This is a genomic window from Rhodanobacter glycinis (assembly GCF_006438785.1).
GTDB classification, from domain to species: Bacteria; Pseudomonadota; Gammaproteobacteria; order Xanthomonadales; family Rhodanobacteraceae; genus Rhodanobacter; species Rhodanobacter glycinis_A.
Genome location: NZ_RCZB01000001.1, coordinates 1,205,317 through 1,228,078 on the forward strand (window position 1 = coordinate 1,205,317; position 22,762 = coordinate 1,228,078).

Here is a 22,762-nt window from a genome sequence, read left to right on the forward strand (position 1 = left end):
GATCTGTTGCGACATGACCCGGATCGGATGATCGGGTCGGTGGTTACTTCTTCAGTTCGCGCAGTACCGCGAACGGATTTTCGGAGCGCCCCTCGCCGACAGAATCGTCTTCCGGCTCATGACCTGTCACTTCGTCGGGCAGGCTGCTGTCCGGGTTGACCGGAACCAGCGGCAGCGCCAACAGCAATTCGTCTTCAATCACATCCGCCGGATTCAATCGGCCATCCTCGGCCACCAGCAGCGGTTCGCAATCAGGCGGCAAGCCAGCCTCATCGCGCTCCAGTTTGATCAGGCCGAGCCGGGTGTTCACGGCGATCGGCAGTACAAATGGCTCCAGCGTACGCTGGCAAACCACGCTCAACGAGGCCTGCGCGCGAACATCGATGTAGCTGATGCCAAAGCTGTCGCGCCCGAAATCCAGCTCGAACTTCACCATGCCATCGGTACCTGCCAGCACCTCGCACAGGCGTGACATGGTCGCGATGGGTAGCGTTCCCTCGAACGAACGCCGCGCCGAGACCATGCGCCAAGCGTCCACGGACTCTGGCAGTGTCACGGACATAATCGTGAAATGTTAGGTTCGAAGCCGCCCGAAGTCAACTGCCGCGACACCGGAACGGCGCAAACCCACTCCGATTTTCGCCTATTTTGCCTGATTCGGTCCCGATACGGCAGACTGATTCCCTTTGCCGCCTGAGCCGCTTCCCTTGAACTCTTATCTGACGCTCGGTACCACCGTATTGCTGGTGCTGCTGATTGCCCTGGTGGCCACCGCCCTGCTGCTGCGCCGGCGCCAGTTCCAGCGCGGCGCCAGCCTCAAGACTCTGCTCGACCTGGCCGACCGGCTGGAGGCTGATCTCAAGACCTGCCGGTCCGGCCTGCAACAGGCGCACGCCGTGATGTCGCTCAACCCCGACCTGCCCGCCGCCAGCGAACAGGACGCACAGCACGCGATCGATGCCGGCCTGCGCGCGCTACTTCAGCAACGGCTGTGGATCCGCGATCGTTCGCCCCGCGCCAGCCAGCAGGAACTGGATGAAGCCGCCGCTTCGATGCGCGGCACGCGTGACCGCCTGCAACCGCTGTTGCAGGCGCTCAACAAGGCCCAGAGCGACCTGAACAGCGCCATGCGCGAACACATCCGGCGCGAATCGGATACATGAGCTTGACCGACCTGATGCAGCCCCGGATCGTGCTGGGCTCGACTTCGCGCTACCGTGCCGACCTGCTGCGCCGACTGGTCCCGGATTTCGAGCAATCCGCTCCAGGCACCGACGAGACCCCGCTGATCGGTGAAGCGCCTGCCCAGCGCGCCCTGCGCCTGGCCATCGCCAAGGCCGAAGCAACCGCCGGCGTTTGGCGCGACGCGCTGGTGATCGGCTCTGATCAGGTAGCCGAACTGGACGGGCGGATCCTCGACAAGCCTGGCACGACCGAACGCGCCCGCGCCCAGCTCGCCGCCAGTTCCGGCCGCGAAGTGCATTTCCACACGGCGTTATGCCTGCTCGATACGCGCAACGGTCGCCGGCATACCCATGTCGATCACACCTGCGTGCGCTTTCGAGAACTGACGGCAGCGGAAATCGCCCGTTATATCGAACGCGAACAGCCGCTGGATTGCGCCGGCAGTTTCAAATGCGAAGGTCTTGGCATCAGCCTGTTCGAGTCGATCGACAATCGTGACCCCAGCGCGCTGATCGGGCTGCCGCTGATTGCACTGGCGCGAATGTTGCGCGAAGCAGGCGTCGCGTTGCCGTAGGCATCCACGGGTGCATCAGCGCCAGTTACACTGGCTCGACCCGCGCGCGTCATGCGTGATGCGTGATCTTGCCCCTTTGCTACCAAAGAACCCACCTGCATGACCCAGCCAAACGACGAACCCCTGCAGCAGCGACTGGACGCGGCGATGGCGCAGGTCAATCGCGTGTTGCTGGGCAAGCCGCGGCAGGTGAAGTTGGCGTTCACTTGCCTGATCGCGGGTGGTCACCTGCTGCTCGAGGACGTGCCGGGCGTGGGCAAGACCACCCTGGCGCACGCGCTGGCGGCCACTTTCGCGCTGGAGTTCCAGCGCGTGCAGTTCACCAGCGACCTGCTGCCGTCGGACATCATCGGGGTCAGCGTGTACGAGCGCGAGACCGGCCAGTTTCGCTTCCATCCCGGCCCGATCTTCACCGGCCTGCTGCTGGCCGATGAAATCAACCGAGCCAGTCCGAAGACGCAGAGCGCGCTGCTGGAAGCGATGGCCGAGGACCAGGTCACCGTGGACGGCCAGACCCATGCGCTGGCGCAGCCATTCTTTGTGGTCGCCACGCAGAATCCGCTGGATCTCAACGGCACCTTCCCGCTGCCCGATTCGCAGCTCGACCGCTTCATGCTGCGGCTGTCGCTGGACTACCCGGATGCCACCGCCGAGCGCGCCCTGCTCACTGGCAGCGACCGCCGCGACCTGCTGGCCCAGCTCACGCCGCAACTCGACGGCATCTCGTTGACCGCGCTGCACCGCCAGGCGCAGACGATCACCGCCAGCCCTGCCCTGCTCGATTATCTGCAGGCGTTGCTCGCCGCCAGCCGCCGCCATGCCGACATCCGCGTGGGACTGTCGCCCCGCGCCGGCCTGGCGCTGCTTGGCGCCGCGCGCGCGTGGGCGCTGCTCAGCGGTCGCGGGCATGTGCTGCCGGAAGACGTCCAGGCTTTGTTCGTACCGCTGGCCGCACACCGCCTGCTGCCTGCACGAGGTGCCAACGGCGACATACTCGCGCGTCAGCTGCTCGCCGAGGTCGCGGTGGACTGATGCGCGGCATGCTTCAGCGCATCCAGCGATGGGCCGAGCGCCGGCTGCCTGCGCTCACCCGTTACCGTCGACCCGAAAGCCTGCCGATCGAACTGCATCGACGGCGCATCTATATCGTGCCTAGCGGCTTCGGCATCGGCTTTTCGGCGCTGTTGGCGGTGATGCTGGTCGGCGCGCTGAATTACGCCAACAATGCCGCACTGCTGCTTACCTGCCTGCTTGGCGCATCCAGCGCAGCCAGCATGCTGGTGGCATTTCGCACGCTCGATGGCGTGCGCCTGAGCCATATTCGCTCCGGCCACGCCATCGCCGGCCAGTCCATCGAGCTCACTCTCGCGTTTGATTCCAGTCGAGCGCGCAACGCCATCCGCCTTGATCTGGCAGACAGCCACATCGCATTCGCGCTTGAGGCCAACGCCTCCGCGCAGGTGAAACTGACGCTGCCCACCATGCAGCGCGGCTGGCAACCACTGCCGCGTTTGCGACTGTGGAGCAGCTGGCCGCTGGGTTTGTTCCGCGCATGGAGCTGGCTGCACCCCGACCAATCGGTGCTTGTGTGGCCACGTCCGGAAGCTGTCGGCCCGTCGCCCCACGCACCGGCCAACGATGCCCGCCACATGCGCCTGCATCGCGGCGATGAACTGGCCGCGTTGCGCGACTACCGGGTTGGTGATCCGCAGCGACACATCGCCTGGAAAGCCAGCGCCCGTCACGACAATCTGATGGTGAAGGATTTCGAGCAGCCGCAAAGCCGCCCGCAATGGCAGCTGGACTGGCGCCAGCTGGGCGGGCTGGACAACGAGGCACGCATCGCCCGGCTCGCGCGCTGGCTGAACGAGGCACAGGCCCAGCGCTGCAATTACAGTCTGTGGCTGCCCGGCGACGAAATCGCCGGCGGCAGCGGCCCACTGCATTACGCGCGCTGCATGAACGCGCTGGCGCAACTGCCATGATGTCGTCGCCACGCAGGAAACTGGCGGAGCTGCCCATCGACGCCCGCGCGTTCGACCTGCTGAGCCTGACCATGGCGCTCGTGCTCGGCCTGCATTCAACGCATCTGCCTTGGTGGCTCAGCATCGCGCTGGCATTGACGCTCGGCTGGCGCTGGTGGCAACGGCGCCGGCAGTCCGGTCGCGTACCGCGATGGCTCAAGCTGCCGTTGCTGGCCTTGCTGACACTGGCGGTGATCGTGCAGTACGGCGGCATTTTCGGACGCGAGCCCGGCGCCGCGTTGGCAGTCGGCCTGCTGATCCTGAAACTGCTGGAAACCGAAACCGTCCGCGACGTCCGCGTCGGCATCAGCTTTGCCTGTTTCGCCCTGATGACGGCGTTGCTGTTCGATCAGGGGCTGATCGCCACCGTCGTGGTTGCGCTGGGTCTGCTGCCAGCACTGGCGACCTTGCGGGCACTGGAACCCGGGCAGCTGCCAACCAGCCTGCCACGCAGCCTGCTGCCGGCACTGGCCTTGTCGACCGCGGCATTGCCGCTGGCTTTGCTGGCATTCCTGCTGGTACCGCGCTTGAGTTCCCCGCTGTGGGGAGCACCCTCGCCGAATCAGGCGCGCACCGGCCTGAGCGACAGCATGTCGCCGGGCAATTTCACCGACTTGCTCACCGACGATCATCCGGCCATGCGGGTCAACTTCGAGGGCGCGCCACCGCCGGCAGACCTGCGTTATTTCCGTGCCTACGTGATGTGGAATTACGATGGTCGCAGCTGGCGTTACGTCGATGCCCGGCATGTCCAGGCGCGCGAAACGGCAGCGATCGAGGTTGGCAGCTCGATCCAGTACCAGATCAGCCTGCAACCCACGCAGCAACGCGTGCTACCCACGCTGGATGTGCCGTTGCAGGCGCCGGCGCAGGCCCGCCTGCAGCCTGATCGCGAGGTGATGGCCGACAAGCCGGTGAATGATCAACTCAGCTACCAGCTGCGCTCCGCGTTGCAATATCGGCTGCAACCGGTGCTGGATGAACGTTCGCAAAGGCTGGGCCTGCGCCTGCCTACCGGTTTCAATCCGCGCACGCTGGCGCTGGCTGCGCAATGGCGTGAGCGCTACGGCAGCGACAATGCCGCCATCGTGCAAGCCGCGCTGAACCTGTTTCATGACGGCGGCTTCCGCTACACGCTGGCACCGGCACCGCTGGGCCGCAACGCGGTGGACGATTTCCTGTTCGATACCCGCGAAGGTTTCTGCGAGCACTATTCATCGGCATTCACCGTGCTGATGCGAGCTGCCGGCATCCCGGCGCGGGTGGTCACCGGCTACCAGGGCGGCTACTGGAACAAGTACGCCGACTACTTGCTGGTGCGCTATTCCGACGCCCATGCGTGGAGCGAAGTGTGGCTGACCGGCCGCGGCTGGGTGCGCATCGACCCCACCGGTGCGGTTCGCCCGGAGCGGATCTCGTTGGGGGCGGCTGCGGCGGCGGGTGATCAGCTGGCCTGGTATCGCAACGACTGGCTGCAGGGCCTGCGCAATCGCTGGGACATTGTCAACCGCTGGTGGGACCAAGGCGTTATCGGTTTCGATGCGCTACGCCAACGCGGCCTGCTGACCCCCTTCGGCATCCGCGACACCGACACCGCAACGTTGGGCGTGTTACTGGCGATCAGCAGCGTGCTGTTCATCGCGATCGGCCTGGCGTGGGCATTGTTGCGGCGGCAGCCGCGCGATCCGTTGCGCGGCGCGCTGCGCGAGCTGGAGCGGAAGCTGGCACGCAAAGGCATTGCGCGCCGCCCCGCCGAAGGCCCGCAGCATTACCTGAGCCGCGCCGCCCGTGCGCTGCCGGGTCAACGCGGTGAACTGGCAAGGTTGATGAGGAGTTACCTGGAACTGCGTTATGCCCATGACGAACCGCCGACTGAACCATTGCGCGCGTTCCTGCACGCCGTGCGGGATTTCCGTATCGGCAACGTGGTCAAATAAGAGTCGACACGACGGCGCAGGCCGTCGCCCATGTATGGAGAGATCCCCATGTCCCTGTACCGCCCATTGACCCTCGCCGCCGCGCTCGCCCTGCTGGCCGGGTGCGCGACGATTCCGAAACCGCTGGAAGGCACCTACACCGACGTCTCCACCGCCAGCGCCCAGCAAGGCGGTGCAGGTGGTACCCGCGTGCGCTGGGGTGGCGAGATCATCAAGACCGAACCGGGCCCGCAGCAGACTTGCTTCTACCTGCTGTCGCGTCCGCTGGACAGCCAGGCGCGCCCGAAAGCCGGCAACACCGGCGAGAACCTGGGCCGCTTCGTCGCCTGCCGCGACGGCTTCTACGATCCGGAAGTGTTCGTGCGCGGCCGCGAACTGACCGTCACCGGCACGCTGCACGGCACGGTGTCGCAGAAGGTGGGCGAGTTCGATTACGCCTACCCGCGCGTCGAAGCCGACGTGGTCTACCTGTGGCCGAAACGTCCGGTCATCGTCAATTACCCGCCGGGTTTCTACGACCCGTTCTGGGGTCCGGGCTTCGGCCCGTACTGGGGCGGTTATCCCTACTACGGCGGCTACTATCCTCGCCGGGTGATCGTGGTGCGGCCGCCGCCTCCGCCGAAGAAGTAAGCGCACACGAAAACGCCGGCCCGAAGCCGGCGTTTTCGTGTGCGGAGTCTGACACCACCGCATTCACCCCGGCGGCCAGTGCATGCGGCGCCCCGCCAGCAGATGGACGTGCAGGTGGTAGACGGTCTGCCCGCCATCCTCGTTGGTGTTGATCACCGTGCGGTAACCCTGTTCGGCAAACCCTTCCTGCTTCGCATAGTCGACGGTCGCCAGCAGCAGCTTGCCAAGCAGTTCGGCATCCCCCGCAACCGCATCGTTGAGTGTCGCCAGCGGCTGTTTCGGGATGAACAGCACATGCACCGGCGCCTGCGGGTTCAGATCACGGAACGCCAGCACATCGTCGTTCTCGTAGACGATATCGGCCGGAATCTCGCGGCGGATGATCTTGCTGAAAATCGTGTCGCCCATCGCCAATCCCCGGTAATGAATCAATCAAGCAACTGACGGCTGCCGAATGCATGCGCCAGGGTGCTGCGGTCGACGTATTCCAGTTCGCCTCCAAGCGGCACGCCGTGAGCCAGCCGCGTTGGCCGCACGCCGCCGGCACGCGCGAGTTGGGCCAGGTAATGGGCTGTCGCCTCGCCTTCCACGGTGGGATTGGTGGCAATGATCAGTTCCTCGATCTCGCCCTCGCCCAGTCGCTGGCTCAACTGGGCCAGTCCCAGCTCTTCCGGACCCAGCCCGTCCAGCGGCGACAAGCGGCCCATCAACACGAAGTATTGGCCGCGATAGCCGGTGGCCTGCTCGATCGCCGCCAGGTCGGTGGGCGATTCCACCACGCACAGCACCTGGCGTTCGCGACTGGAACTGGAACACAGCGAGCACAGCGGGTCTTCGCTGAAATTGCGGCACTGGCTGCAATGGCCGATGCGTTGCATCGCCTGCTCCATCACGGAAGCCAGCTTCAGTCCCCGCTCCCGCTCGCGCTCCAGCAAATGGAAGGCCATCCGCTGCGCACTCTTGCCGCCCACGCCGGGCAGGCAGCGCAGCGCGTCGATCAGTTCGGCGAGTAGTGGTGAACCGCTCATTCGATATCCGGGAATCTGGAATGGAGAGTCTGGAATGGTGAAGCCGAAGCACGGAACCCGTCGCTTGGATCTTGCGACTGCGCATTCCCGACTCCCGATTCCCAGCCTCAGAACGGCATCTTGAAGCCGGCTGGAAGGTTCATCCCGGCAGTGACGCCGCCGAGCTTGCCCTTGCTGACTTCGGCCACCTTGTTCACCGCGTCGTTGATCGCGGCGGCGACCAGATCCTCGGCCATCTCGGGGTCGTCGGCAAACGTCTGCCGGTCGATCTGCACGCGACGCACTTCATGTGCGCCAGTCATCACCACGCTGACGAGGCCACCGCCAGCACTGCCGGTGACCTCGAGCTTGGCGATTTCTTCCTGCGCGCGCTTCATGTCTTCCTGCATGCGCTGCGCCTGCTGCATCAGCTGACCGATCTGTCCTCTCATCACACTGCTCCGGATTCATTGTCAAAGGGTTTGATGGATTGCGGCACGACCCGCGCGCCGAACTCGCGCTTCATCGACTGCACCAGTGGATCGCCCTCGATCGCCTGCTCGGCGGCGGCTTGTGCCGCGTCGCGCACCTGCGCGGCTCGCGCTGCCGGGGTCTGCGTGATCGCATCCAAGCTGCTGTTGACGAAGCGCAGGCGGATGCGCTCACCCAGCGCCTGGCCGATGCGCTCCTCCATCTGGCTCACCATCGGCTCCACCGCCAGGCTCATGTGCGCCGGTTGCAACGCCAGCACCAGGGTCTGGCCGTCACGCTCACGCAACACCGCATTCTGCGCCAGCAGACCGAACGGACCGCGCAAGCCGGCGCGTTCGATCAGCGCCTCCCAGTCCGGCAAGCCGTTGGCATCCCGCGCCACCGGAGCGGTGGCAACCACCGGTGCCGGCGCGGACACCGCGCGAGGCGGCGACGGGGGCTCGTGCTGGCGTTCCGGTACGGCTGCAGGGCGAACCGGCGCCGCAGCAACAGGACGCGGCGCCGGCGCCGATACCTGGCTGCCCGCAACCGGGCGTTCGATGCGCGCGGTCGGCGCAGCATCACCCGGACGGAACGCCAGCATGCGTAACAGCGCCATCTCGAAACCGGTGCGCGCATCCGGCGCCAGCGCGAGATCACGCCGTCCCGAGGTGGCGATCTGGTAATACAGCTGCACGTCTTCCGGCGTCATCCGCTCGGCCAGGGCGGTCAATGCGTTGTCGTCGTCGCTGTCTTCGTCCGGCCGATAGCCGGGAATCAGCTGGATCAGCTGCAGTCGATGCAGCACGCTGGCGATATCGTCGAGCACGCCCCCGAAGTCCGGCGAGTACGAGGCAATCTGCGTGCATTCGACCAGCAGCCGTTCGCCATTGCCGGCAGCCAGCGCATCGAGCACGCCCAGCACCTGCCCGCGCGCCACGCTGCCCAGCATGGTGCGCACGTCGTCGGCATGCAGCGCGCCGCCGCCGTAGGCAATTGCCTGATCGAGCAGCGACAGGCCGTCGCGCAGCGAACCATCGGCAGCACGGGCCAGCTCGCCGATCGCGCTGTCTTCGTAGGCGATGTTTTCCGCACCAAGGATATGTCGCATCTGGCCGGAGATCTGGTCGGGCAGCAGCCGCTTCAGATTGAATTTCAGGCAGCGCGACAGCACTGTCACCGGCAGTTTCTGCGGATCGGTGGTGGCAAGCAGGAACTTCACGTGCGGCGGCGGCTCTTCCAGTGTCTTCAGCAACGCGTTGAACGCGTTCTTCGACAGCATGTGCACCTCGTCGACCAGGTACACCTTGAAGCGGCCGCGTGATGGTGCGTACTGCGCGTTCTCGATCACCTCGCGCACGTCGTCCACGCCGGTGTTACTGGCCGCATCGATCTCCAGCAGGTCGACGAAGCGTCCCTCGTCCACCGCCGTGCACACCGAACACTCGCCACAGGGATCGGCCGACTGCCCGCGTTCGCAGTTCAGCGACTTGGCGAAGATGCGCGCAATGGTGGTCTTGCCCACGCCGCGCGTGCCGGTGAACAGGTAGGCATGGTGCATGCGCCCGGTCTCGAGCGCGTTGGTCAGCGCGCGTACCACATGTTCCTGCCCGACCAGCTCGGCGAACTTGCGCGGGCGCCACTTGCGGGCGAGTACCTGATAAGACATGCCTGACTACCTTGGGGCGAAAGGTGATTGTGCCAAGTCGGCGGGGCTAAGTCAGTAAACGGGGATGGGGAATCAGTCACCCAAAATGGCGGCGGCCCCGCCAGCCACACCCCGGCACCCGAATCATTCGCTACCGTTGCTTCCTTCCGGACCTGGCGGAGTTTGCGAACTATCGTCGCGGGGGGACCGACGGGGCCACCATGGACGTGGGCTGTTGAGCCCTGAAACTGTGTGAAACCTGCAAGTTGGCGGAGAGAGCGGGATTCGAACCCGCGATACGTTTGACCGTATACACACTTTCCAGGCGTGCTCCTTCAACCACTCGGACACCTCTCCGCAGGAAACTCTCTTTGTCGGGCATCCCACCCGGCAAAGAAGCGGAAGGATAGCGGCAGGGCCGGATACAGGCAAGCGAACGCGCTCCAGGTTCAGCCGGCGTCTGCCCGTGGCGCGGACGGTTCATCCAGCGCAAACCGTTCACCAGCGGCCGCAATGCGATAGCCGCGCGCAGCCAATGCGGTGCCATCGGCCGCGCTGCCGTAGTGGTACAGCAACAGTCGCGAACGCAGTGCGTCGGGGTATTCGCGTTCGATATCGTCGATACCGGTATGCGACGGGTTGCCGACCAGACTGCAGTCATGCGCGATCACACCGCTCACGCCGGCATGGCGTGCAAGCATCTCGGGAATCGGCCGGGTGTCGCCGGTGTAGACGAAGCTGCCATCCAGCGCGAGGCCATACGACGTGCCGGGGACATGGTGACGCGTGGCGAACACGTCGAACCACCATCCATCCAGCCAGAAACCACGCGTGCATGGCAACAGCCGGAACGCCTCCCAGAAATTGACCCCGCCTTCGGCCAGCGCGCCAGGGTAGTCGGCCACCCTCGCCTGTAACCAGGGGATCAGGCCGGCGTGGACAAACACTTTTGTATTGCCGCGCAGGCGCTGGTCGAACCATAGCCTGATGAACAGCTGCTCCAGACCGGCCACATGATCCATATGGGTGTGCGTGATGAACAGCGCACGCGGCAAGGTGCCGTAGGCTGCCAGATAGCGGTCGAGCGTGTCGGGGCCGCAATCGATCAGCAGCAAGGGCTCGCCGCTGCGTTCCAACACCACGGCGGAGGAGCCAAGCTCCACGGCGTGTGCCGCGCCCACGCCCAGAAAATGCAGATGCCAGTTCATGCGGCCAATGTACGCTGGTAGCGATGAAGCAGGGGCTGCCAGATGCCTTCATCGAACGCGGCATTACCCTGGTTGGCAGCGCCGAGCTTGAGCAGCGAACGACGCAGGCGCCGCAGGTTGGCCTGCTGCCACGCAACCGCTGGCGCACGCAGACGGCCCCGATCGAAGTCGATCAGATACAGCTCGCCGGAGGTCACCAGCACGTTGTGTGCATTCAGGTCCGCATGCCAGATGCCGGCACGATGAAAACGCGCAACCAGCGCACCGACTTCCTCGGCCAACTCGCCATCCAGCCTCCCTGCCGCCAGACATTCGGCCAGCGTCGGTGCGTCGGCAATGCGGCGTGTGATCAGGTCGGCGCTGTAGAACAATCCATGCCTGCAATAGCGCGCAGCTGCCACGGCCGGCGCCGGCAAACCAAGCCGGGCAATCTCGGCCAGCAGGCGGAATTCTGCAAAAGGACGAGTGCGGTCCGCGCCGGTCCACAAGTAGCGGTCACCCATCAAGGCAGCCACCAGACCGCCGCGGCGGTAATGCCGCAACACGCATTCGCCGATCGGCGTGACAATGATTGCCACGCCACCACGACCACCGGCCTGCGTGCGCAACGCATCCCGCTCGCGCCAGTACTCCAGCGCAAACCAGTCGTGCCCGACTTGTGCCGACAGCTCGGCGTCGAACAAAATCGTGCCGGTGGCGTCTTTGTACGTTCTTTCCTGCATCATCATGCCCAATGGTGCGCGGCCCTTGTCACCGATCACTTCCTCTCGATTCTAACTCAGGCTCCATGACGACTCCTGCCACGATCTGCCTGCTGCGCACCTCCGCCATTGGCGACGTCACCCATGTGGTGCCGCTCGTGCGCACCCTGCAGCAGGCGTGGCCGGATACTGCGCTGACCTGGATCGTTGGCAAGCTCGAACGCAAGCTGGTCGGCGACCTGCCCGGCGTGGAGTTCGTCACGTTCGACAAGGCAGCGGGCTGGGCCGGCATGCGCGCGGTACATGCGGCACTGCGCAGACAACGCTTCGATGCGTTACTGCAGATGCAGGTGGCGATGCGCTCGAACCTGCTGAGCCTGGGTATCAAGGCCGAGCGACGGGTTGGTTACGACCGCGCACGCTCGAAAGATTTGCACGGTCTGGTCATCAACGAGCGTATTCCGGCGCGCAGCGGCGAACATGTGCTGGATGCAATCGGCAGCTTCTGTGAACCGCTCGGATTGAAACAGACGCAAGTGCGCTGGGACATTCCGATCCCCGACGAAGCCCACGCCTGGGCCGCCGAACAATTGCCCGGCGACAAGCCGACCCTGCTGGTCAGCCCCACCTCCAGCCATGCGCTGCGCAACTGGCGGCCGGAGCGCTATGCCGCGGTGATGGATCATGTCGCTGCGCGCGGCTGGCGTGTAGCGCTGGTCGGCGGCCCTTCCCCCGACGAGCGCGCGATGGCCGACTCGGTGTTGGCGCAATGCCGGCGCGCGCCGTTCGACCTCACTGGCAAGGACACCCTGAAGAAACTGCTGGCCTTGCTCAGTCGCGCGCAGTTGCTGCTGACCCCGGACTCCGGCCCGATGCACATGGCCAACGCGGTTGGCGCCAAGGTGCTGGGCCTGCACGCGGCGAGCAATCCGGACCGCTCCGGCCCGTACTCCGATCGCCGCTGGTGCGTGAACAAGTACGACGAGGCTGCGCGCAAGTATCTGGGCAAGCCGGCCAGCGAGATTCCGTGGGGCAGCAAGATCGAAAAGCCCGGCGTGATGGATTTGATCGGTGTCGACGAAGTGATCGAGTGCTACGAAGCCGCGGCGCACGAGCTAAATTTACCCTAGAACTCATGTGGGAGCGACTTCAGTCGCGATGCTTCTACGCCATGAGAGAAGAGCATCGCGACTGAAGTCGCTCCCACAAGTTAAGCGTTACACCGCGCGGTAATCCTGGTACGACTTTTCCTCGACCAGCTGCGAGCCGAGCTTGAGGTTGATCTCGCGCTTGAACGCAGCGCGCTCGTCATTGCGGAAGTACACCGCACGCGCCAGTTCGATGAACTCCTGATCAAACGCCTGTGCGCGCTCCTTCAGGCGGATCTTGTCCTCGATGTCCCACAGCAGTTCGTTGACCGCCCGCAGGCGTGCGCGCTCGTCGGCGATATCGGTCTGCGAGGCCGTGCTGTTGCCCCACGTCGCGTTGAGAAGATCCAGCTCGTTGCGCACGTTGGCCAGCTTGGCCTCGTCGGCGATGCGTCGCGACTTGATCTCCAGGATGGTGATCTTGTCGATCAGCTCGCCGTAGGACACCGGGGTCTGGATCAGGCTCATGGTCTTGCTTCCCTCAAAAATGATGGTTCATCACGCCGGCTGGCAAAACGCGCCCTGCTGCACCAGTGCGCAGACCGTGCGCACGTCGCCGTCCATCGCGCGATCGCGATGCATGAAGCCGATGTGCTGGCGCAGGATCGCGTGGGCATCGCGCACACTGGCTCCGGCATGGAAATCACTGGCGTTGGCCAGCGCGGTGGCGAGCTGCTGCACCTCGGCCACAAATTGCGCGTAGTGCGACTGGCCCTCGCGCGGTGCGTTGCTGATCTTCGCGGCCAGCGCCTGCCAGCCACCGCGACTGGCCAGACGACGAGCCGCATTCAACATTGCCTGGCGATAGTCCAGCGCCTGTGCGGCGGTATACAACTCCAGCGCCAGCACGTGGGAAAGATCCTCGGTCATCTCCAGCACATGGCGCGCCTCGTTGGCACCCATCGACACGTGATCCTCGGCATTGGCGCTGGTCGGCACCGAATACACACTGGCCGGATGCGCACGGGTGGCCAGGTCGTTGACCAGCGCGGCGGCGGTGTACTGCACGATCATGAAACCCGAATCGGTGCCGTCCTCGTTGCCGGTGAGGAACGCCGGCAGGCCATCGTTCGTGGCCGAATCCACCAGCTTGTTGAGACGTCGTTCGGAGATCGAGGCCAGCACCGGGATCGCCGCTTTCACGTAGCTCATCGCCAGCGCCAGCGGCATGCCGTGGAAATGGCCGGCCGAGATCACCTGTTCCTCGATGAACTGCGCGTCCTCGTTGTCCGGGAAGATCAGCGGGTTGTCGGTGACCGAGTTCAGTTCGATATCGAACACCCGGCACGCCTGTGCCCACGCATCACGCACCGCGCCATGCACCTGCGGCATGCAGCGCAGACTGTAGGCATCCTGCGGCTGATGTTTCTTGCCGCCCTTGAACGGCAGGAAGCGGCTGTAGAACGCCTCACGACCGTGCCGCTGGTTGGCTGGCACCCAGTCCCAGCCGATGTCGAAGCTGAGCGCCTGATCGTCCGGCTCGCTCCAGGCCTCGGCGCTCCACGACTTGAAGCGCGGCACCAGGTGATACGGAATGTCGATCAGGGTGGAACCCGCCAGCAGTTCACACACATGCGCGGCGGTTTCGACCTGACCCGGATGCGGTCGCAGCGCGTGCACTTCCGGCCGCAACGCGCCGCTGCGACCGGCGAACGCGTCCAGTGTCATCGAAGCGGCGAGGTCGGCGGTATCCAGCAATTGTTCCAGCGTATCCAGCGCCAGCACACCCGTCGCCAGCATCTGCGCGGTGCCGTTGTTGAGCGCCAGGCCTTCCTTGAACGACAGCCTGATCGGCGAGAGTCCGGCGCGCTTCAGCGCCTCTGCACCGGATACGCGCTCGCCCTCATAAAACGCCTCGCCACCACCGAGCAACACGATCGCCAGATGCGACAGTGGCGCGAGATCACCGCTGGCGCCGACCGAGCCCTTCTCCGGCACTACCGGCACCACGCCGGCGTTGAGCATCGCCGTCAGCGCTTCGAGCGTGCTGACGCGAATACCCGAGTGGCCGCGCATCAACGTGTTGATGCGGATCAACAGCATCGCCCGCACCACGTCCTCGCCAAACGGCTTACCCACACATACCGCATGGGTAATGATCAGGTTGTGCTGCAGCTCTTCCAGCAAGGTGCCTTCGGTTTTGTGTGGATTTCCACCTGGCAATTCGTCGCGCAGACGATGTGCACCCAGCAGCTTGTCAGCATTGCTGCCGAAGCCAGTGGTGACGCCGTAGGTAGGCTCGCCGCAGCTGACTTTCTCGGCAAGAAAATCGGCGGCGCGCTGCACCCGCTCGAGTCCCGCCGGCGCCAGTGAAACCCTGTTGCCATGGCGTGCGACCGCCACCAGCTGGGCACGGGTGAGGCTGTTGCCGTCAAGAACGATGGTGTCAGTTGTGCCCACTACTGCCTCACTGATGAATTGCGTCGTCAATTACCGAGTCGCCAGAGAAAACATTCAGCCCATCGCCGCGGCCTGCTCCAGCTCCACCCGCAGCGTCTTGATCAACTCGCCTCGCGCCACCTCGAACTGATCCTCGCGGCGCAGATCCTTCACCGTCACCACGCCCTTGGCTATCTCATCCTCGCCAAGCACGATCACGAAGCGGATGCCGGCGCGGTCGGCGTACTTGAACTGCTTGCCGAGTTTGCCGCCTTCCAGCACCACCTCGGTGGCGATGCCGGCGCCGCGCAGCTCACTGGCCAGCGCGAGATAGGCCGGCAGTTGCGCCACGTCCATCTGGGTCACCAGCACGTCGACTGTGCTGGTTGCGGTGCTGATCAGCCCCGCATCGCGCAGCTGCCAGTACAGACGGGTGAGTCCGATCGAGATGCCGACACCCGGCAGGTGCGATTTGGTGTACTGGCCGGCCAGGTTCTCGTAACGGCCACCCGAGCAGATCGAACCGATCTGCGGATGATCGTTCAGCGTGGTCTCGTAGACCGTGCCGGTGTAGTAGTCGAGACCACGGGCGATCGACAGGTTGAGCGCGTAGTGCGTCTCCGGCACGCCGAACGCGTGGATCAGGTCCAGTACTTCCTTCAGTTCATGGCGGCCCTGCTCCATCGCCTCCGGGCCGGCGCCGAGCGCATCGAGTTTGTCGAGCGCGTCCTGCAGCGAGGTAGAGCGCACCTGCACGAAGGCCAGGATTTTCTGCGCAACCTCGATGCCGAGGCCGAACGCCTCGCCGGTCAGCGTGTCGCGCACGTAATCGGCGCCACGCTTGTCCAGCTTGTCCACCTCACGCAGCACCAGCATCTGTTGCTCGCCGTCGACGATGCCGAGGCTTTCGAAGTAACCGCGCATCAGCTTGCGGTTGTTCAGCTGGATGGTGAATGGGCCAATGTTCAGTTCGCGGAACACGCTGTAGATCACTGCCGGGATCTCGGCGTCGTAGCGCACCGACAGCGCATCCTTGCCGATCACGTCGATATCGCACTGGTAGAACTCGCGGAAACGACCACGCTGGGCGCGCTCGCCGCGGTACACCTTCTGCATCTGGTAGCGGCGGAACGGGAAGCTGAGGTCGCGCTCGTGCTCGGCGACATAGCGCGCCAGCGGCACCGTGAGGTCGAAGCGCAGCGCCAGCTCGGGCGTGCCGGCGGCATCCTTGTCGGCCGCGTTCAGCGCACCGGTCGACTGCACGAAGTACACCTGCCGCTCGGTCTCGCCGCCGGTCTTGGTCAGCAGCACGTCGGAGTATTCGATCACCGGCGTTTCGATCGGCAGGAAGCCGAAGCGCTCGTAATTGCGACGGATCACGTCGAGCATGCGCTGGAACGCGATCTGGTCGAGCGGCAACAACTCGAGCACGCCAGGCATGGTGCGGGCCGGGGTAAGCGCCATGGAATCCTCTACTGACGATGGGGGACATTCCGTCTCGCGGCAGGCCGCGCGACGGCAGCCGTCAAGATTAACAGAACGCCATCGGCCTTCCGCAGCCTTTCCATCCATCAGGCGCATTGAACCTGTTGCCAAGCCCTCCCGCGACGATTAAGATACGCGGCTTCCCACGGGGTGTAGCTCAGCCTGGTAGAGCGCTACGTTCGGGACGTAGAAGTCGCAGGTTCGAATCCTGTCTCCCCGACCAAAAATTCGATGAAAAAGCCGGCCCAGCGCCGGCTTTTTTGTGCCCGCATTGATCTCCGGGCAAACTCAACCAGCGGCTGCCAGGGCCGCGAGCCGGTCGAGCTCGGCCCCGACGAAACCCGCCTCCAGCCGCGCCGGTCGATTGAACGGCCCGCGCAGGCTGACGCCCATGTACTCGCGCAGCAGCGCGAAGAACGTGTCGATCGGCTCGACCCCATCGCGCTCGCAGCAATGCCGATACCAGCGGGTTCCGGCGGCGACGTGGGCAACTTCCTCGCGCAGGATCACTTCGAGAATCGCCACCGTGTCGCTGTCGCCGAGGTGGCGCAGGCGTTCGATCATGCCCGGCGTGACATCCAGCCCGCGCGCTTCCAGCACGCGCGGCACCAGCGCCATGCGGGCGGTATCGTGATGTGCGGTTTTCTCGGCCATCGCCCACAGGCCATCGTGGGCATCGAAGTCGCCGTAGGCGTGGCCGAGTTCGACCAGTCGCGCGGACAGCATCGCGAAGTGGCGTGCCTCGTCGTGAGCGCAACTGGCCCAATCGAGGTAATACGCATCAGGCTTGCCGCGATAGCGGTAGACCGCGTCCCATGCAAGGTTGATCGCGTTGAACTCGATGTGTGCCACCGCGTGCACCAGCGCAGCGCGGCCTTCTGCACTGCCGAGCCCGCGTTGCGGCACCTGGCGTGCGTTGACCAGGTGAGGTTTCACTGGACGCCCGGGTGCGCCGATCGGCTCGGGCGGCGGTGAGGCGGGGTCGGCGCGCAGCTCACCGGCAAGAAAACCCTGCCAGGTTTCGTGGGTCAGGCGCAGTTTCTCTGCCGGGTCGGTGGCGTCGAGACAATGTTTGGCGGCAGCGTGGAGATCGGTCATGTGGTTTTTTTGCGAGCGCCGCCCCTCACCTCGATCCTCTCCCCGCAGGGGAGAGGAGGCCATACGGTCACACGCCGCGGCGCGCGGCCTTGGCGTCGTCCGAACGCAGCATCTGCACCTGTTTCAGATAGCTCTGGTCCAGGCCGGTGACGTATTCGCCGGAGAAGCATGAGGTGTCGAACTGCTTCAGGTTTTCGTTGCCGTCCTGCACCGCCCAGATCAGGTCCTTGAGATCCTGATAGATCAGCCAGTCGGCACCGAGCATCGTCTCCACTTCCTGCTCGGTGTGGCCGGCGGCGATCAGCTCCGAGGTGGATGGCATGTCGATGCCGTAGACATTCGGATAGCGCACCGGCGGCGCGGCCGACGCGAAATAGACGTTTTTCGCTCCGGCGTCGCGGGCCATCTGGATGATCTGCTTCGAAGTGGTGCCGCGCACGATCGAGTCGTCGACCAGCAGCACGTTCTTCTTGCGGAACTCCAGGTCGATCGGATTGAGCTTGCGGCGCACCGATTTCACCCGCTCGCCCTGTCCCGGCATGATGAAGGTGCGGCCGATGTAGCGATTCTTGACGAGGCCTTCGCGGAACGGCACGCCAAGCGCGCCGGCCAGCGCGCTGGCGGCGGTGCGCGCGGTATCGGGGATCGGGATCACCGCATCGATGCCATGGTCGGGCCGCTCACGCAGGATCTTCTCGGCCAGTTTCTCGCCCATGCGCAGGCGCGCCTTGTACACCGAGACGTCCTCGATCATCGAATCGGGCCGTGCCAGATAGACGTATTCGAAGATGCACGGCGTATGCAGCGCGCCCTCGGCGCAACGACGACTGTACAGCTGGCCGTTGTCGGTGATGATCACCGCCTCGCCCGGCGCCACGTCGCGGATGCGCTTGAAGCCCAGGATATCCAGCGCCACCGACTCCGATGCCACCGCGTACTCGTGGCCTTCCGCGGTGACCCGCTCGCCCAGCACCAGCGGGCGGATTCCGTGCGGATCGCGGAACGCGATCAGGCCGTAGCCCAGCAGCAGGGCGATGCAGGCATAGCCGCCGCGGGCGCGCGCATGCACACCGGCCACCGCCTTGAAGATGTGGTCCGGGGTCAACTCCATCCGGTCCTGGATCTGTAGCTCGTGTGCCAGCACGTTCAACAGCACCTCCGAATCGGAATCTGTGTTGATGTGGCGGCGGTCGTCCTCGAACATCTCGCGGCGCAGCGCTTCGGTGTTGACGAGATTGCCGTTGTGCGCAATCGCAATGCCATAAGGCGAATTCACGTACAACGGCTGTGCCTCGGCCGAACCTTCCGAACCGGCGGTCGGATAACGGCAATGGCCGATGCCGATGCGCCCGCGCAAGCCGCTCATCGCGGCCTGGCTGAACACGTCGCGCACCAGTCCGTTGCCCTTGTGCAGGCGCAGCCGCGAGCCGTCCACCGTGGCGATGCCGGCAGCGTCCTGGCCGCGATGCTGCAGCACCGTCAGTCCGTCATAGAGCGACGATGCCACCTCGGTGGTACCGACAATGCCGATGATTCCGCACATGGTTTGTTGCCTGCTTCAGTAGTCGTGTTCTAAGGGTGTCTGGGACGGCTGGCGGCACTGCTGGCAGTGGCCGGTGCCGAGGTTGTGCGTGGTGCGGCAGGTGCCGATGTCGCGCCCGACATGGGGGCAGCCAGCGTGCCCGACAAGCTGGGCAGATGATCGAGTACCGCCGAGGGGTGGATCTTGTCGAGCACGTCCGCGGGGTGAAGATGATCGCGCACGTTGGCCGGTATGTTCTGCCCCAGCCATGCCGCCAGGCCCTGAAACTGCGGGAGCAGCACCGATTGCTGCCACCACGGCTCACGAGTGAACATGGTGAGGCCGACCAGAAACACCAGCAGGGTGACCAGCAGCGCGCCACGCACGAAGCCGAACAACATGCCGAACAGACGATCGATACCGGACAGGCCTGTGCTCCAGATCAGCCGCCGCGTCGCGAAACGCAACAAGGCCCCGACGATCAATACGGCGATGAAACAGAGTGCGTAGCCCAGCCCGATCCGCGCGATGGGCACGGAAATCACGTGCTCCAGCTGCGCCGCCACTGCCGGCCCGAATGCGGCGGCCACCCAGAATGCCGCAACCCAGATCACCAGCGACAGCAGCTCGGCAACCAGCCCGCGCCACAGCCCGATCAGGATCGACAGGCCCAGGATCGCCAGAATGACCCAGTCGGTTCCGTTCATCCCTTCACCTGCTTCCTGACGGCTTGCCTGACTGCATGGGACATGGGCGAGGTCAGGGTACCGAAACGACGTTGCCGTCGATGCCCAACTTGGCCTTGACCTGATCGTGCACGCGTTGCGCATCGGCGCGCTGCGTCTGCGGGCCGGCACGCACGCGCCAGAGCTTCTTGCCGCCAGCCTGCACCGAATCGACGAAGCCATCGAAACCGTTGGCGCGCAGCTTGTCGCGCAGGGCATTGGCATCGGCCTGGCTGCTCATGGCCGCCAGCTGCACGGCCCAACCGCCTGCCTTGCTGACGGTGGCCTTGTCGCCGGCCGATGCTGCAGGCCTGATGGCCGCTGTCGTGCTGTCGTGGCTGGCATCCTGCTCCAGCCGTGCCGGCGCACCGGGAATCGACTGGGTGATCTTCAGGCGCGCCGCTTCGGCTGCGGCACGCGTCTCGAATGGCCCGGCGATGACCAGCGTGCGCGGTTGACCGGCCTGGGTGATGGTATGGCCTGCCACCGGATAACCGAGCGAGCGCACACGGCGTTCCAGGTTCGCGGCGCCCGCCGCGCTGGCATAAGCGCTCAGGTTGAGCGTGTAGCTGCCATGCCCCGCGGTAGGCACGGGTGTTGACGGCGTGGCCGGCGCAGGACTGGTCGGCGTTGCAGCAACCGGCTCCTGCCTGGTCGGCACGACGGTCGTCGGCTGCGGCCTGGTCGCGGGTGGTGCAGCGGGATTCGTCGCGGATCGCTGCGCGATCACCGGCTGGCTCGGCGAGGCGCCCGAGCCGGTCGTCACCGTCGTCGGCACCGGCTTCTTGCCGGCCTCGGGGTCGGTCTCCACATCGCGCGGGCGGCTTGAGCCGATATCCACTGTGGCCAGCCGATCGCCCGATGCCGGCGTCACGGTCTGGCTCGGCACGGTGCCGGCACTCGATGCGCCGGCGGCGGCATCCGGGGTCAGGCTCATCGTCCTCGTCTGCAGATCGCGATCCGGTGCCGGCGGGATCGCCAGGCTTACCGCCTGATCACCACCGGGAGCCGGTGGTGTACTGGAAAAGAACATCGGCACGAACAGAACCGCCAAGGCAATCAGGACGGCGGCGCCCAGCAGGCGTGTATTCAAGTCTTCGCTCCAAGGCTGCAAACGCGGTGTGCACCGCCGTGATTATACCTGCCTGCGACGGGCGCCATGATTCGGCCTCGGTTCCGGCTCAATCGGTGCGTTCAGCGACGATCGCGGCGGCCACGAAAAACGAGCCGAATGCGAGGATGCACTCACCCGGTTGCGCCGCCGCCCGGGCCGCGGCCAGCGCCGCGGCCACGTCGTCGTGCGCATCGAATGGCGCCTGCGGCAAGGTCCGCCGCAGGATCGCGGCCAGTGCCGTCACCACCAATCCGCGCGGCGAGACACGATCCAGCCCGGCCAGATGCCAGTGCGCGATGCGCGAACCGAGCGCACCGATCACTCCAGCCACATCCTTGTCCGCCAGCGCGCCATATACCGCATGCACGCATGTGGCCGGCTGCGCATCCAGCCATTCGGCGAGCGCGCGCGCGGCCTGGGGGTTGTGGCCCACGTCCACGATCAACAGCGGGTCGCCACCCAGCGATTGCAGTCGCGCCGGCACTCGCACTTCATGCAGACCGGTGCTGACCGCCGCAAAGACATCCTTCGACGCGAACGACATGTCGTCTACCCATAGCGCATGCAAGGCGGCAATCGCCGCTGCCGCGTTGGCAAACTGCACCGGCGCAGCCAGCGCGGGATTGGGCAGTTCCATCGCGCTGCCATCGCGGTGTTGCCAACGCCAGCCATCGGCATGCCGTTCGACGTGGAAATCGCGCCCGGCGCGCTCGACCCGGGCGCCGCACGCCGCCAGCGCGTCGAGCAGTCCGTCAGGTGGATCCATCTGGCCGACGATCACCGGCCGCCCCGCCCGCGCGATGCCGGCCTTCTCGCGGCCGATGCTGTCGCGGTTCGGCCCCAGCCAGTCCATGTGATCCAGATCCACCGTGGTCACGATCGCCACGTCGGCGTCGATGATGTTGACCGCGTCCAGCCGCCCGCCCAGCCCCACCTCCAGCACGGCCACGTCCAGTCCGGCACGCGCAAACAGATCCAGCGCCGCCAGCGTGCCGAATTCGAAATAGGTCAACGGGATGGCGTTATCTAGAGTTGCGCCGCGTGTCGCCTCGATCCGCTCAAACGAGGCGATCAGCATGGCGTCATCGGCATTCGCGCCATCAATACGAATGCGCTCGTTGTATTCGAGCAGATGCGGCGATGTGAACGTGCCAACACGCAGGCCGGCTGCTGTCAGCATCGCTTCGAGCAGGGCCACGGTCGAGCCCTTGCCGTTGGTGCCGCCCACCGTGATCACCCGATGCGCCGGCGCCGGGGCACCCATCCGTTGCCATACCTCGCGCACGCGATCGAGCCCCAGCTCGATGCTGTGCACGTTGACGCGTTCCTGATACGTCAGCCATTCGGCGAGATTGCGGGTCATGCAGTGACTTTGTGCTGATGAATCGAGCCGCATCCGGACAGCATGCGGGCGGAAAGGCACAAAGTTTAGAGCATCGCCTCAGCCGAACGGATGGATACCGCTGTAATGCAGTGCCATGTACATGGCGAACGCGGTCCACAAGGTTTTCTTGAGTGCCTTGCCGGCCAGAAAGACGACCAGCAGGCCAAGCAGCAACGGCATGTGTTTTTCCAGCGTACTGCGGGTGTCATTGACCACGTTCATGAGCATTCTCCGGCGGCGAAAGCGATGCAGGGCACGTCTGCCGCAAAGGGTGATGGATGAGTGTCAGCTGCGTAGATCCGCGTTCAACCGTGCAACGGCGCGCCGGCATGCATCGACCAGCAGAAGCCAAACACGATCGAAGCGGTGGCCAGCGTGGCAAACAGCGCCGGCATGTACTTTTCCATGGCCGCGTACTTGATGAAGGTATTCATGTCAGTTCTCCCTGCACCGTCTTGGTGTGGGAGAAATGATCCTTCGATGGCGCCGGCGAAAGCAGATGCGGTCGTCAAGCATCGCCGG

24 protein-coding genes, 2 tRNA genes and 1 other RNA gene are annotated in these 22,762 nt (G+C 65.2%); 8 read left to right on the plus strand and 19 right to left on the minus strand.

The annotated features are described in order from the left end of the window. Positions 1–43: 43 nt before the first annotated feature. Positions 44–523 carry a YceD family protein gene (locus EAH75_RS05800; RefSeq protein ID WP_140651353.1) on the minus strand — a complete coding sequence of 160 codons (480 nt, stop codon included), beginning with the start codon at positions 521–523 and terminating at the stop codon, positions 44–46. A 184-nt stretch (positions 524–707) separates the two neighbouring features. Here EAH75_RS05800 and EAH75_RS05805 point away from each other — a divergent pair, with 184 nt between their 5' ends. The 6 genes from EAH75_RS05805 to EAH75_RS05830 all read left to right on the plus strand — a co-directional run bounded on the left by EAH75_RS05805 (position 708) and on the right by EAH75_RS05830 (position 6,350). Then, positions 708–1,163, plus strand: coding sequence for a hypothetical protein (locus tag EAH75_RS05805; RefSeq protein ID WP_140650882.1), 456 nt, complete (start codon positions 708–710; stop codon positions 1,161–1,163). Further along, positions 1,160–1,759 carry a Maf family protein gene (locus EAH75_RS05810; protein ID WP_140650879.1) on the plus strand — a complete coding sequence of 200 codons (600 nt, stop codon included), beginning with the start codon at positions 1,160–1,162 and terminating at the stop codon, positions 1,757–1,759. The genes EAH75_RS05805 and EAH75_RS05810 overlap by 4 nt, the downstream gene beginning before the upstream one ends. A gap of 99 nt (positions 1,760–1,858) precedes the next feature. Next, positions 1,859–2,791: an AAA family ATPase gene (locus EAH75_RS05815; protein WP_140650874.1), complete on the plus strand. Its 933-nt coding sequence runs from the start codon at positions 1,859–1,861 to the stop codon at positions 2,789–2,791. After that, complete coding sequence (locus tag EAH75_RS05820) at positions 2,791–3,744, plus strand: DUF58 domain-containing protein (protein WP_140650871.1); 954 nt, start codon at positions 2,791–2,793, stop codon at positions 3,742–3,744. The genes EAH75_RS05815 and EAH75_RS05820 overlap by 1 nt, the downstream gene beginning before the upstream one ends. After that, complete coding sequence (locus tag EAH75_RS05825) at positions 3,741–5,720, plus strand: transglutaminase TgpA family protein (protein WP_140650868.1); 1,980 nt, start codon at positions 3,741–3,743, stop codon at positions 5,718–5,720. The genes EAH75_RS05820 and EAH75_RS05825 overlap by 4 nt, the downstream gene beginning before the upstream one ends. Positions 5,721–5,768: 48 nt before the next feature. Continuing rightward, positions 5,769–6,350: a Slp family lipoprotein gene (locus tag EAH75_RS05830; RefSeq protein ID WP_140650865.1), complete on the plus strand. Its 582-nt coding sequence runs from the start codon at positions 5,769–5,771 to the stop codon at positions 6,348–6,350. 63 nt (positions 6,351–6,413) lie between these two features. On the opposite strand, the gene EAH75_RS05835 is transcribed toward EAH75_RS05830, so the two are convergent. From EAH75_RS05835 to EAH75_RS05870, 8 genes are all read right to left on the minus strand, one after another. Further along, positions 6,414–6,758 carry a histidine triad nucleotide-binding protein gene (locus EAH75_RS05835; RefSeq protein WP_140650861.1) on the minus strand — a complete coding sequence of 115 codons (345 nt, stop codon included), beginning with the start codon at positions 6,756–6,758 and terminating at the stop codon, positions 6,414–6,416. Positions 6,759–6,778: 20 nt separating this feature from the next. Beyond that, positions 6,779–7,378: a recombination mediator RecR gene (gene recR, locus EAH75_RS05840; protein WP_140650857.1), complete on the minus strand. Its 600-nt coding sequence runs from the start codon at positions 7,376–7,378 to the stop codon at positions 6,779–6,781. Positions 7,379–7,485: 107 nt separating this feature from the next. Continuing rightward, on the minus strand, positions 7,486–7,809 hold the full coding sequence (locus tag EAH75_RS05845) for a YbaB/EbfC family nucleoid-associated protein (RefSeq protein WP_140650854.1): 324 nt from the start codon (positions 7,807–7,809) through the stop codon (positions 7,486–7,488). Beyond that, positions 7,809–9,497 (minus strand): DNA polymerase III subunit gamma/tau, encoded by a 1,689-nt coding sequence (gene dnaX, locus EAH75_RS05850; protein WP_140650850.1) that lies wholly within the window; start codon positions 9,495–9,497, stop codon positions 7,809–7,811. The genes EAH75_RS05845 and dnaX overlap by 1 nt, the downstream gene beginning before the upstream one ends. A 95-nt stretch (positions 9,498–9,592) precedes the next feature. Continuing rightward, positions 9,593–9,689: signal recognition particle sRNA small type (ffs, locus tag EAH75_RS05855), an RNA gene on the minus strand. Between the two features lie 54 nt (positions 9,690–9,743). Continuing rightward, positions 9,744–9,833, minus strand: a tRNA-Ser gene (locus EAH75_RS05860). A gap of 92 nt (positions 9,834–9,925) precedes the next feature. Further along, positions 9,926–10,684 (minus strand): MBL fold metallo-hydrolase, encoded by a 759-nt coding sequence (locus tag EAH75_RS05865; protein WP_140650846.1) that lies wholly within the window; start codon positions 10,682–10,684, stop codon positions 9,926–9,928. Beyond that, entirely contained in the window at positions 10,681–11,412 is a 732-nt protein-coding gene (locus tag EAH75_RS05870; protein ID WP_140651351.1) for a 3-deoxy-D-manno-octulosonic acid kinase, read from the minus strand. Before EAH75_RS05870 ends, EAH75_RS05865 begins: the two co-directional genes overlap by 4 nt. A 59-nt stretch (positions 11,413–11,471) precedes the next feature. Here EAH75_RS05870 and EAH75_RS05875 point away from each other — a divergent pair, with 59 nt between their 5' ends. Further along, positions 11,472–12,515 carry a glycosyltransferase family 9 protein gene (locus EAH75_RS05875; protein WP_140650842.1) on the plus strand — a complete coding sequence of 348 codons (1,044 nt, stop codon included), beginning with the start codon at positions 11,472–11,474 and terminating at the stop codon, positions 12,513–12,515. An 87-nt stretch (positions 12,516–12,602) separates the two neighbouring features. Here EAH75_RS05875 and EAH75_RS05880 read toward each other — a convergent pair whose 3' ends face one another. From EAH75_RS05880 to hisS, 3 genes are read right to left on the minus strand one after another with little or no spacing between them, the layout of a single operon-like run. Beyond that, positions 12,603–13,001: a DUF6165 family protein gene (locus tag EAH75_RS05880; protein ID WP_140650838.1), complete on the minus strand. Its 399-nt coding sequence runs from the start codon at positions 12,999–13,001 to the stop codon at positions 12,603–12,605. Positions 13,002–13,031: 30 nt separating this feature from the next. Then, positions 13,032–14,933 carry an HAL/PAL/TAL family ammonia-lyase gene (locus tag EAH75_RS05885; RefSeq protein ID WP_140650833.1) on the minus strand — a complete coding sequence of 634 codons (1,902 nt, stop codon included), beginning with the start codon at positions 14,931–14,933 and terminating at the stop codon, positions 13,032–13,034. A 54-nt stretch (positions 14,934–14,987) separates the two neighbouring features. Then, positions 14,988–16,376 carry a histidine--tRNA ligase gene (hisS, locus tag EAH75_RS05890; protein WP_140804731.1) on the minus strand — a complete coding sequence of 463 codons (1,389 nt, stop codon included), beginning with the start codon at positions 16,374–16,376 and terminating at the stop codon, positions 14,988–14,990. Between the two features lie 167 nt (positions 16,377–16,543). On the opposite strand from hisS, the gene EAH75_RS05895 reads away from it, so the two are divergent. Next, positions 16,544–16,620 (plus strand) — tRNA-Pro (locus EAH75_RS05895). Between the two features lie 65 nt (positions 16,621–16,685). Here the strand turns inward: EAH75_RS05895 and EAH75_RS05900 are convergent. The 7 genes from EAH75_RS05900 to EAH75_RS20045 all read right to left on the minus strand — a co-directional run bounded on the left by EAH75_RS05900 (position 16,686) and on the right by EAH75_RS20045 (position 22,674). Further along, on the minus strand, positions 16,686–17,495 hold the full coding sequence (locus EAH75_RS05900; RefSeq protein WP_140650826.1) for a ferritin-like domain-containing protein: 810 nt from the start codon (positions 17,493–17,495) through the stop codon (positions 16,686–16,688). A gap of 67 nt (positions 17,496–17,562) precedes the next feature. Further along, positions 17,563–19,038: an amidophosphoribosyltransferase gene (purF, locus tag EAH75_RS05905; RefSeq protein ID WP_140650822.1), complete on the minus strand. Its 1,476-nt coding sequence runs from the start codon at positions 19,036–19,038 to the stop codon at positions 17,563–17,565. A gap of 29 nt (positions 19,039–19,067) precedes the next feature. Further along, the gene (locus EAH75_RS05910; RefSeq protein ID WP_140650818.1) at positions 19,068–19,724 is read right to left on the minus strand and encodes a CvpA family protein; all 657 of its coding nucleotides are present in this window, start codon (positions 19,722–19,724) and stop codon (positions 19,068–19,070) included. 52 nt (positions 19,725–19,776) lie between these two features. Beyond that, entirely contained in the window at positions 19,777–20,835 is a 1,059-nt protein-coding gene (locus EAH75_RS05915) for an SPOR domain-containing protein (RefSeq protein ID WP_140804732.1), read from the minus strand. Between the two features lie 88 nt (positions 20,836–20,923). Beyond that, on the minus strand, positions 20,924–22,219 hold the full coding sequence (folC, locus tag EAH75_RS05920) for a bifunctional tetrahydrofolate synthase/dihydrofolate synthase (RefSeq protein WP_140804734.1): 1,296 nt from the start codon (positions 22,217–22,219) through the stop codon (positions 20,924–20,926). A 78-nt stretch (positions 22,220–22,297) separates the two neighbouring features. Next, positions 22,298–22,462 (minus strand): hypothetical protein, encoded by a 165-nt coding sequence (locus EAH75_RS19720; protein WP_170212223.1) that lies wholly within the window; start codon positions 22,460–22,462, stop codon positions 22,298–22,300. Between the two features lie 83 nt (positions 22,463–22,545). Next, positions 22,546–22,674, minus strand: coding sequence for a hypothetical protein (locus EAH75_RS20045; protein ID WP_277752529.1), 129 nt, complete (start codon positions 22,672–22,674; stop codon positions 22,546–22,548). Between the last annotated feature and the right edge of the window lie 88 nt (positions 22,675–22,762).

What these genes read in the sequence shown, in the direction of transcription:
- EAH75_RS05800 (WP_140651353.1), bottom strand. Translation starts at nt 523, where the DNA reads ATGGTCTCGGCGCGGCGTTCGTTCGAGGGAACGCTACCCATCGCGACC.
- EAH75_RS05810 (WP_140650879.1), top strand. Translation starts at nt 1,160, where the DNA reads ATGAGCTTGACCGACCTGATGCAGCCCCGGATCGTGCTGGGCTCGACT.
- EAH75_RS05815 (WP_140650874.1), top strand. Translation starts at nt 1,859, where the DNA reads ATGACCCAGCCAAACGACGAACCCCTGCAGCAGCGACTGGACGCGGCG.
- EAH75_RS05820 (WP_140650871.1), top strand. Translation starts at nt 2,791, where the DNA reads ATGCGCGGCATGCTTCAGCGCATCCAGCGATGGGCCGAGCGCCGGCTG.
- EAH75_RS05825 (WP_140650868.1), top strand. Translation starts at nt 3,741, where the DNA reads ATGATGTCGTCGCCACGCAGGAAACTGGCGGAGCTGCCCATCGACGCC.
- EAH75_RS05830 (WP_140650865.1), top strand. Translation starts at nt 5,769, where the DNA reads ATGTCCCTGTACCGCCCATTGACCCTCGCCGCCGCGCTCGCCCTGCTG.
- EAH75_RS05835 (WP_140650861.1), bottom strand. Translation starts at nt 6,758, where the DNA reads ATGGGCGACACGATTTTCAGCAAGATCATCCGCCGCGAGATTCCGGCC.
- recR (WP_140650857.1), bottom strand. Translation starts at nt 7,378, where the DNA reads ATGAGCGGTTCACCACTACTCGCCGAACTGATCGACGCGCTGCGCTGC.
- EAH75_RS05845 (WP_140650854.1), bottom strand. Translation starts at nt 7,809, where the DNA reads ATGAGAGGACAGATCGGTCAGCTGATGCAGCAGGCGCAGCGCATGCAG.
- dnaX (WP_140650850.1), bottom strand. Translation starts at nt 9,497, where the DNA reads ATGTCTTATCAGGTACTCGCCCGCAAGTGGCGCCCGCGCAAGTTCGCC.
- EAH75_RS05865 (WP_140650846.1), bottom strand. Translation starts at nt 10,684, where the DNA reads ATGAACTGGCATCTGCATTTTCTGGGCGTGGGCGCGGCACACGCCGTG.
- EAH75_RS05870 (WP_140651351.1), bottom strand. Translation starts at nt 11,412, where the DNA reads ATGATGATGCAGGAAAGAACGTACAAAGACGCCACCGGCACGATTTTG.
- EAH75_RS05875 (WP_140650842.1), top strand. Translation starts at nt 11,472, where the DNA reads ATGACGACTCCTGCCACGATCTGCCTGCTGCGCACCTCCGCCATTGGC.
- EAH75_RS05880 (WP_140650838.1), bottom strand. Translation starts at nt 13,001, where the DNA reads ATGAGCCTGATCCAGACCCCGGTGTCCTACGGCGAGCTGATCGACAAG.
- hisS (WP_140804731.1), bottom strand. Translation starts at nt 16,376, where the DNA reads ATGGCGCTTACCCCGGCCCGCACCATGCCTGGCGTGCTCGAGTTGTTG.
- EAH75_RS05900 (WP_140650826.1), bottom strand. Translation starts at nt 17,495, where the DNA reads ATGACCGATCTCCACGCTGCCGCCAAACATTGTCTCGACGCCACCGAC.
- purF (WP_140650822.1), bottom strand. Translation starts at nt 19,038, where the DNA reads ATGTGCGGAATCATCGGCATTGTCGGTACCACCGAGGTGGCATCGTCG.
- EAH75_RS05910 (WP_140650818.1), bottom strand. Translation starts at nt 19,724, where the DNA reads ATGAACGGAACCGACTGGGTCATTCTGGCGATCCTGGGCCTGTCGATC.
- folC (WP_140804734.1), bottom strand. Translation starts at nt 22,219, where the DNA reads ATGACCCGCAATCTCGCCGAATGGCTGACGTATCAGGAACGCGTCAAC.
- EAH75_RS19720 (WP_170212223.1), bottom strand. Translation starts at nt 22,462, where the DNA reads ATGAACGTGGTCAATGACACCCGCAGTACGCTGGAAAAACACATGCCG.
- EAH75_RS20045 (WP_277752529.1), bottom strand. Translation starts at nt 22,674, where the DNA reads ATGAATACCTTCATCAAGTACGCGGCCATGGAAAAGTACATGCCGGCG.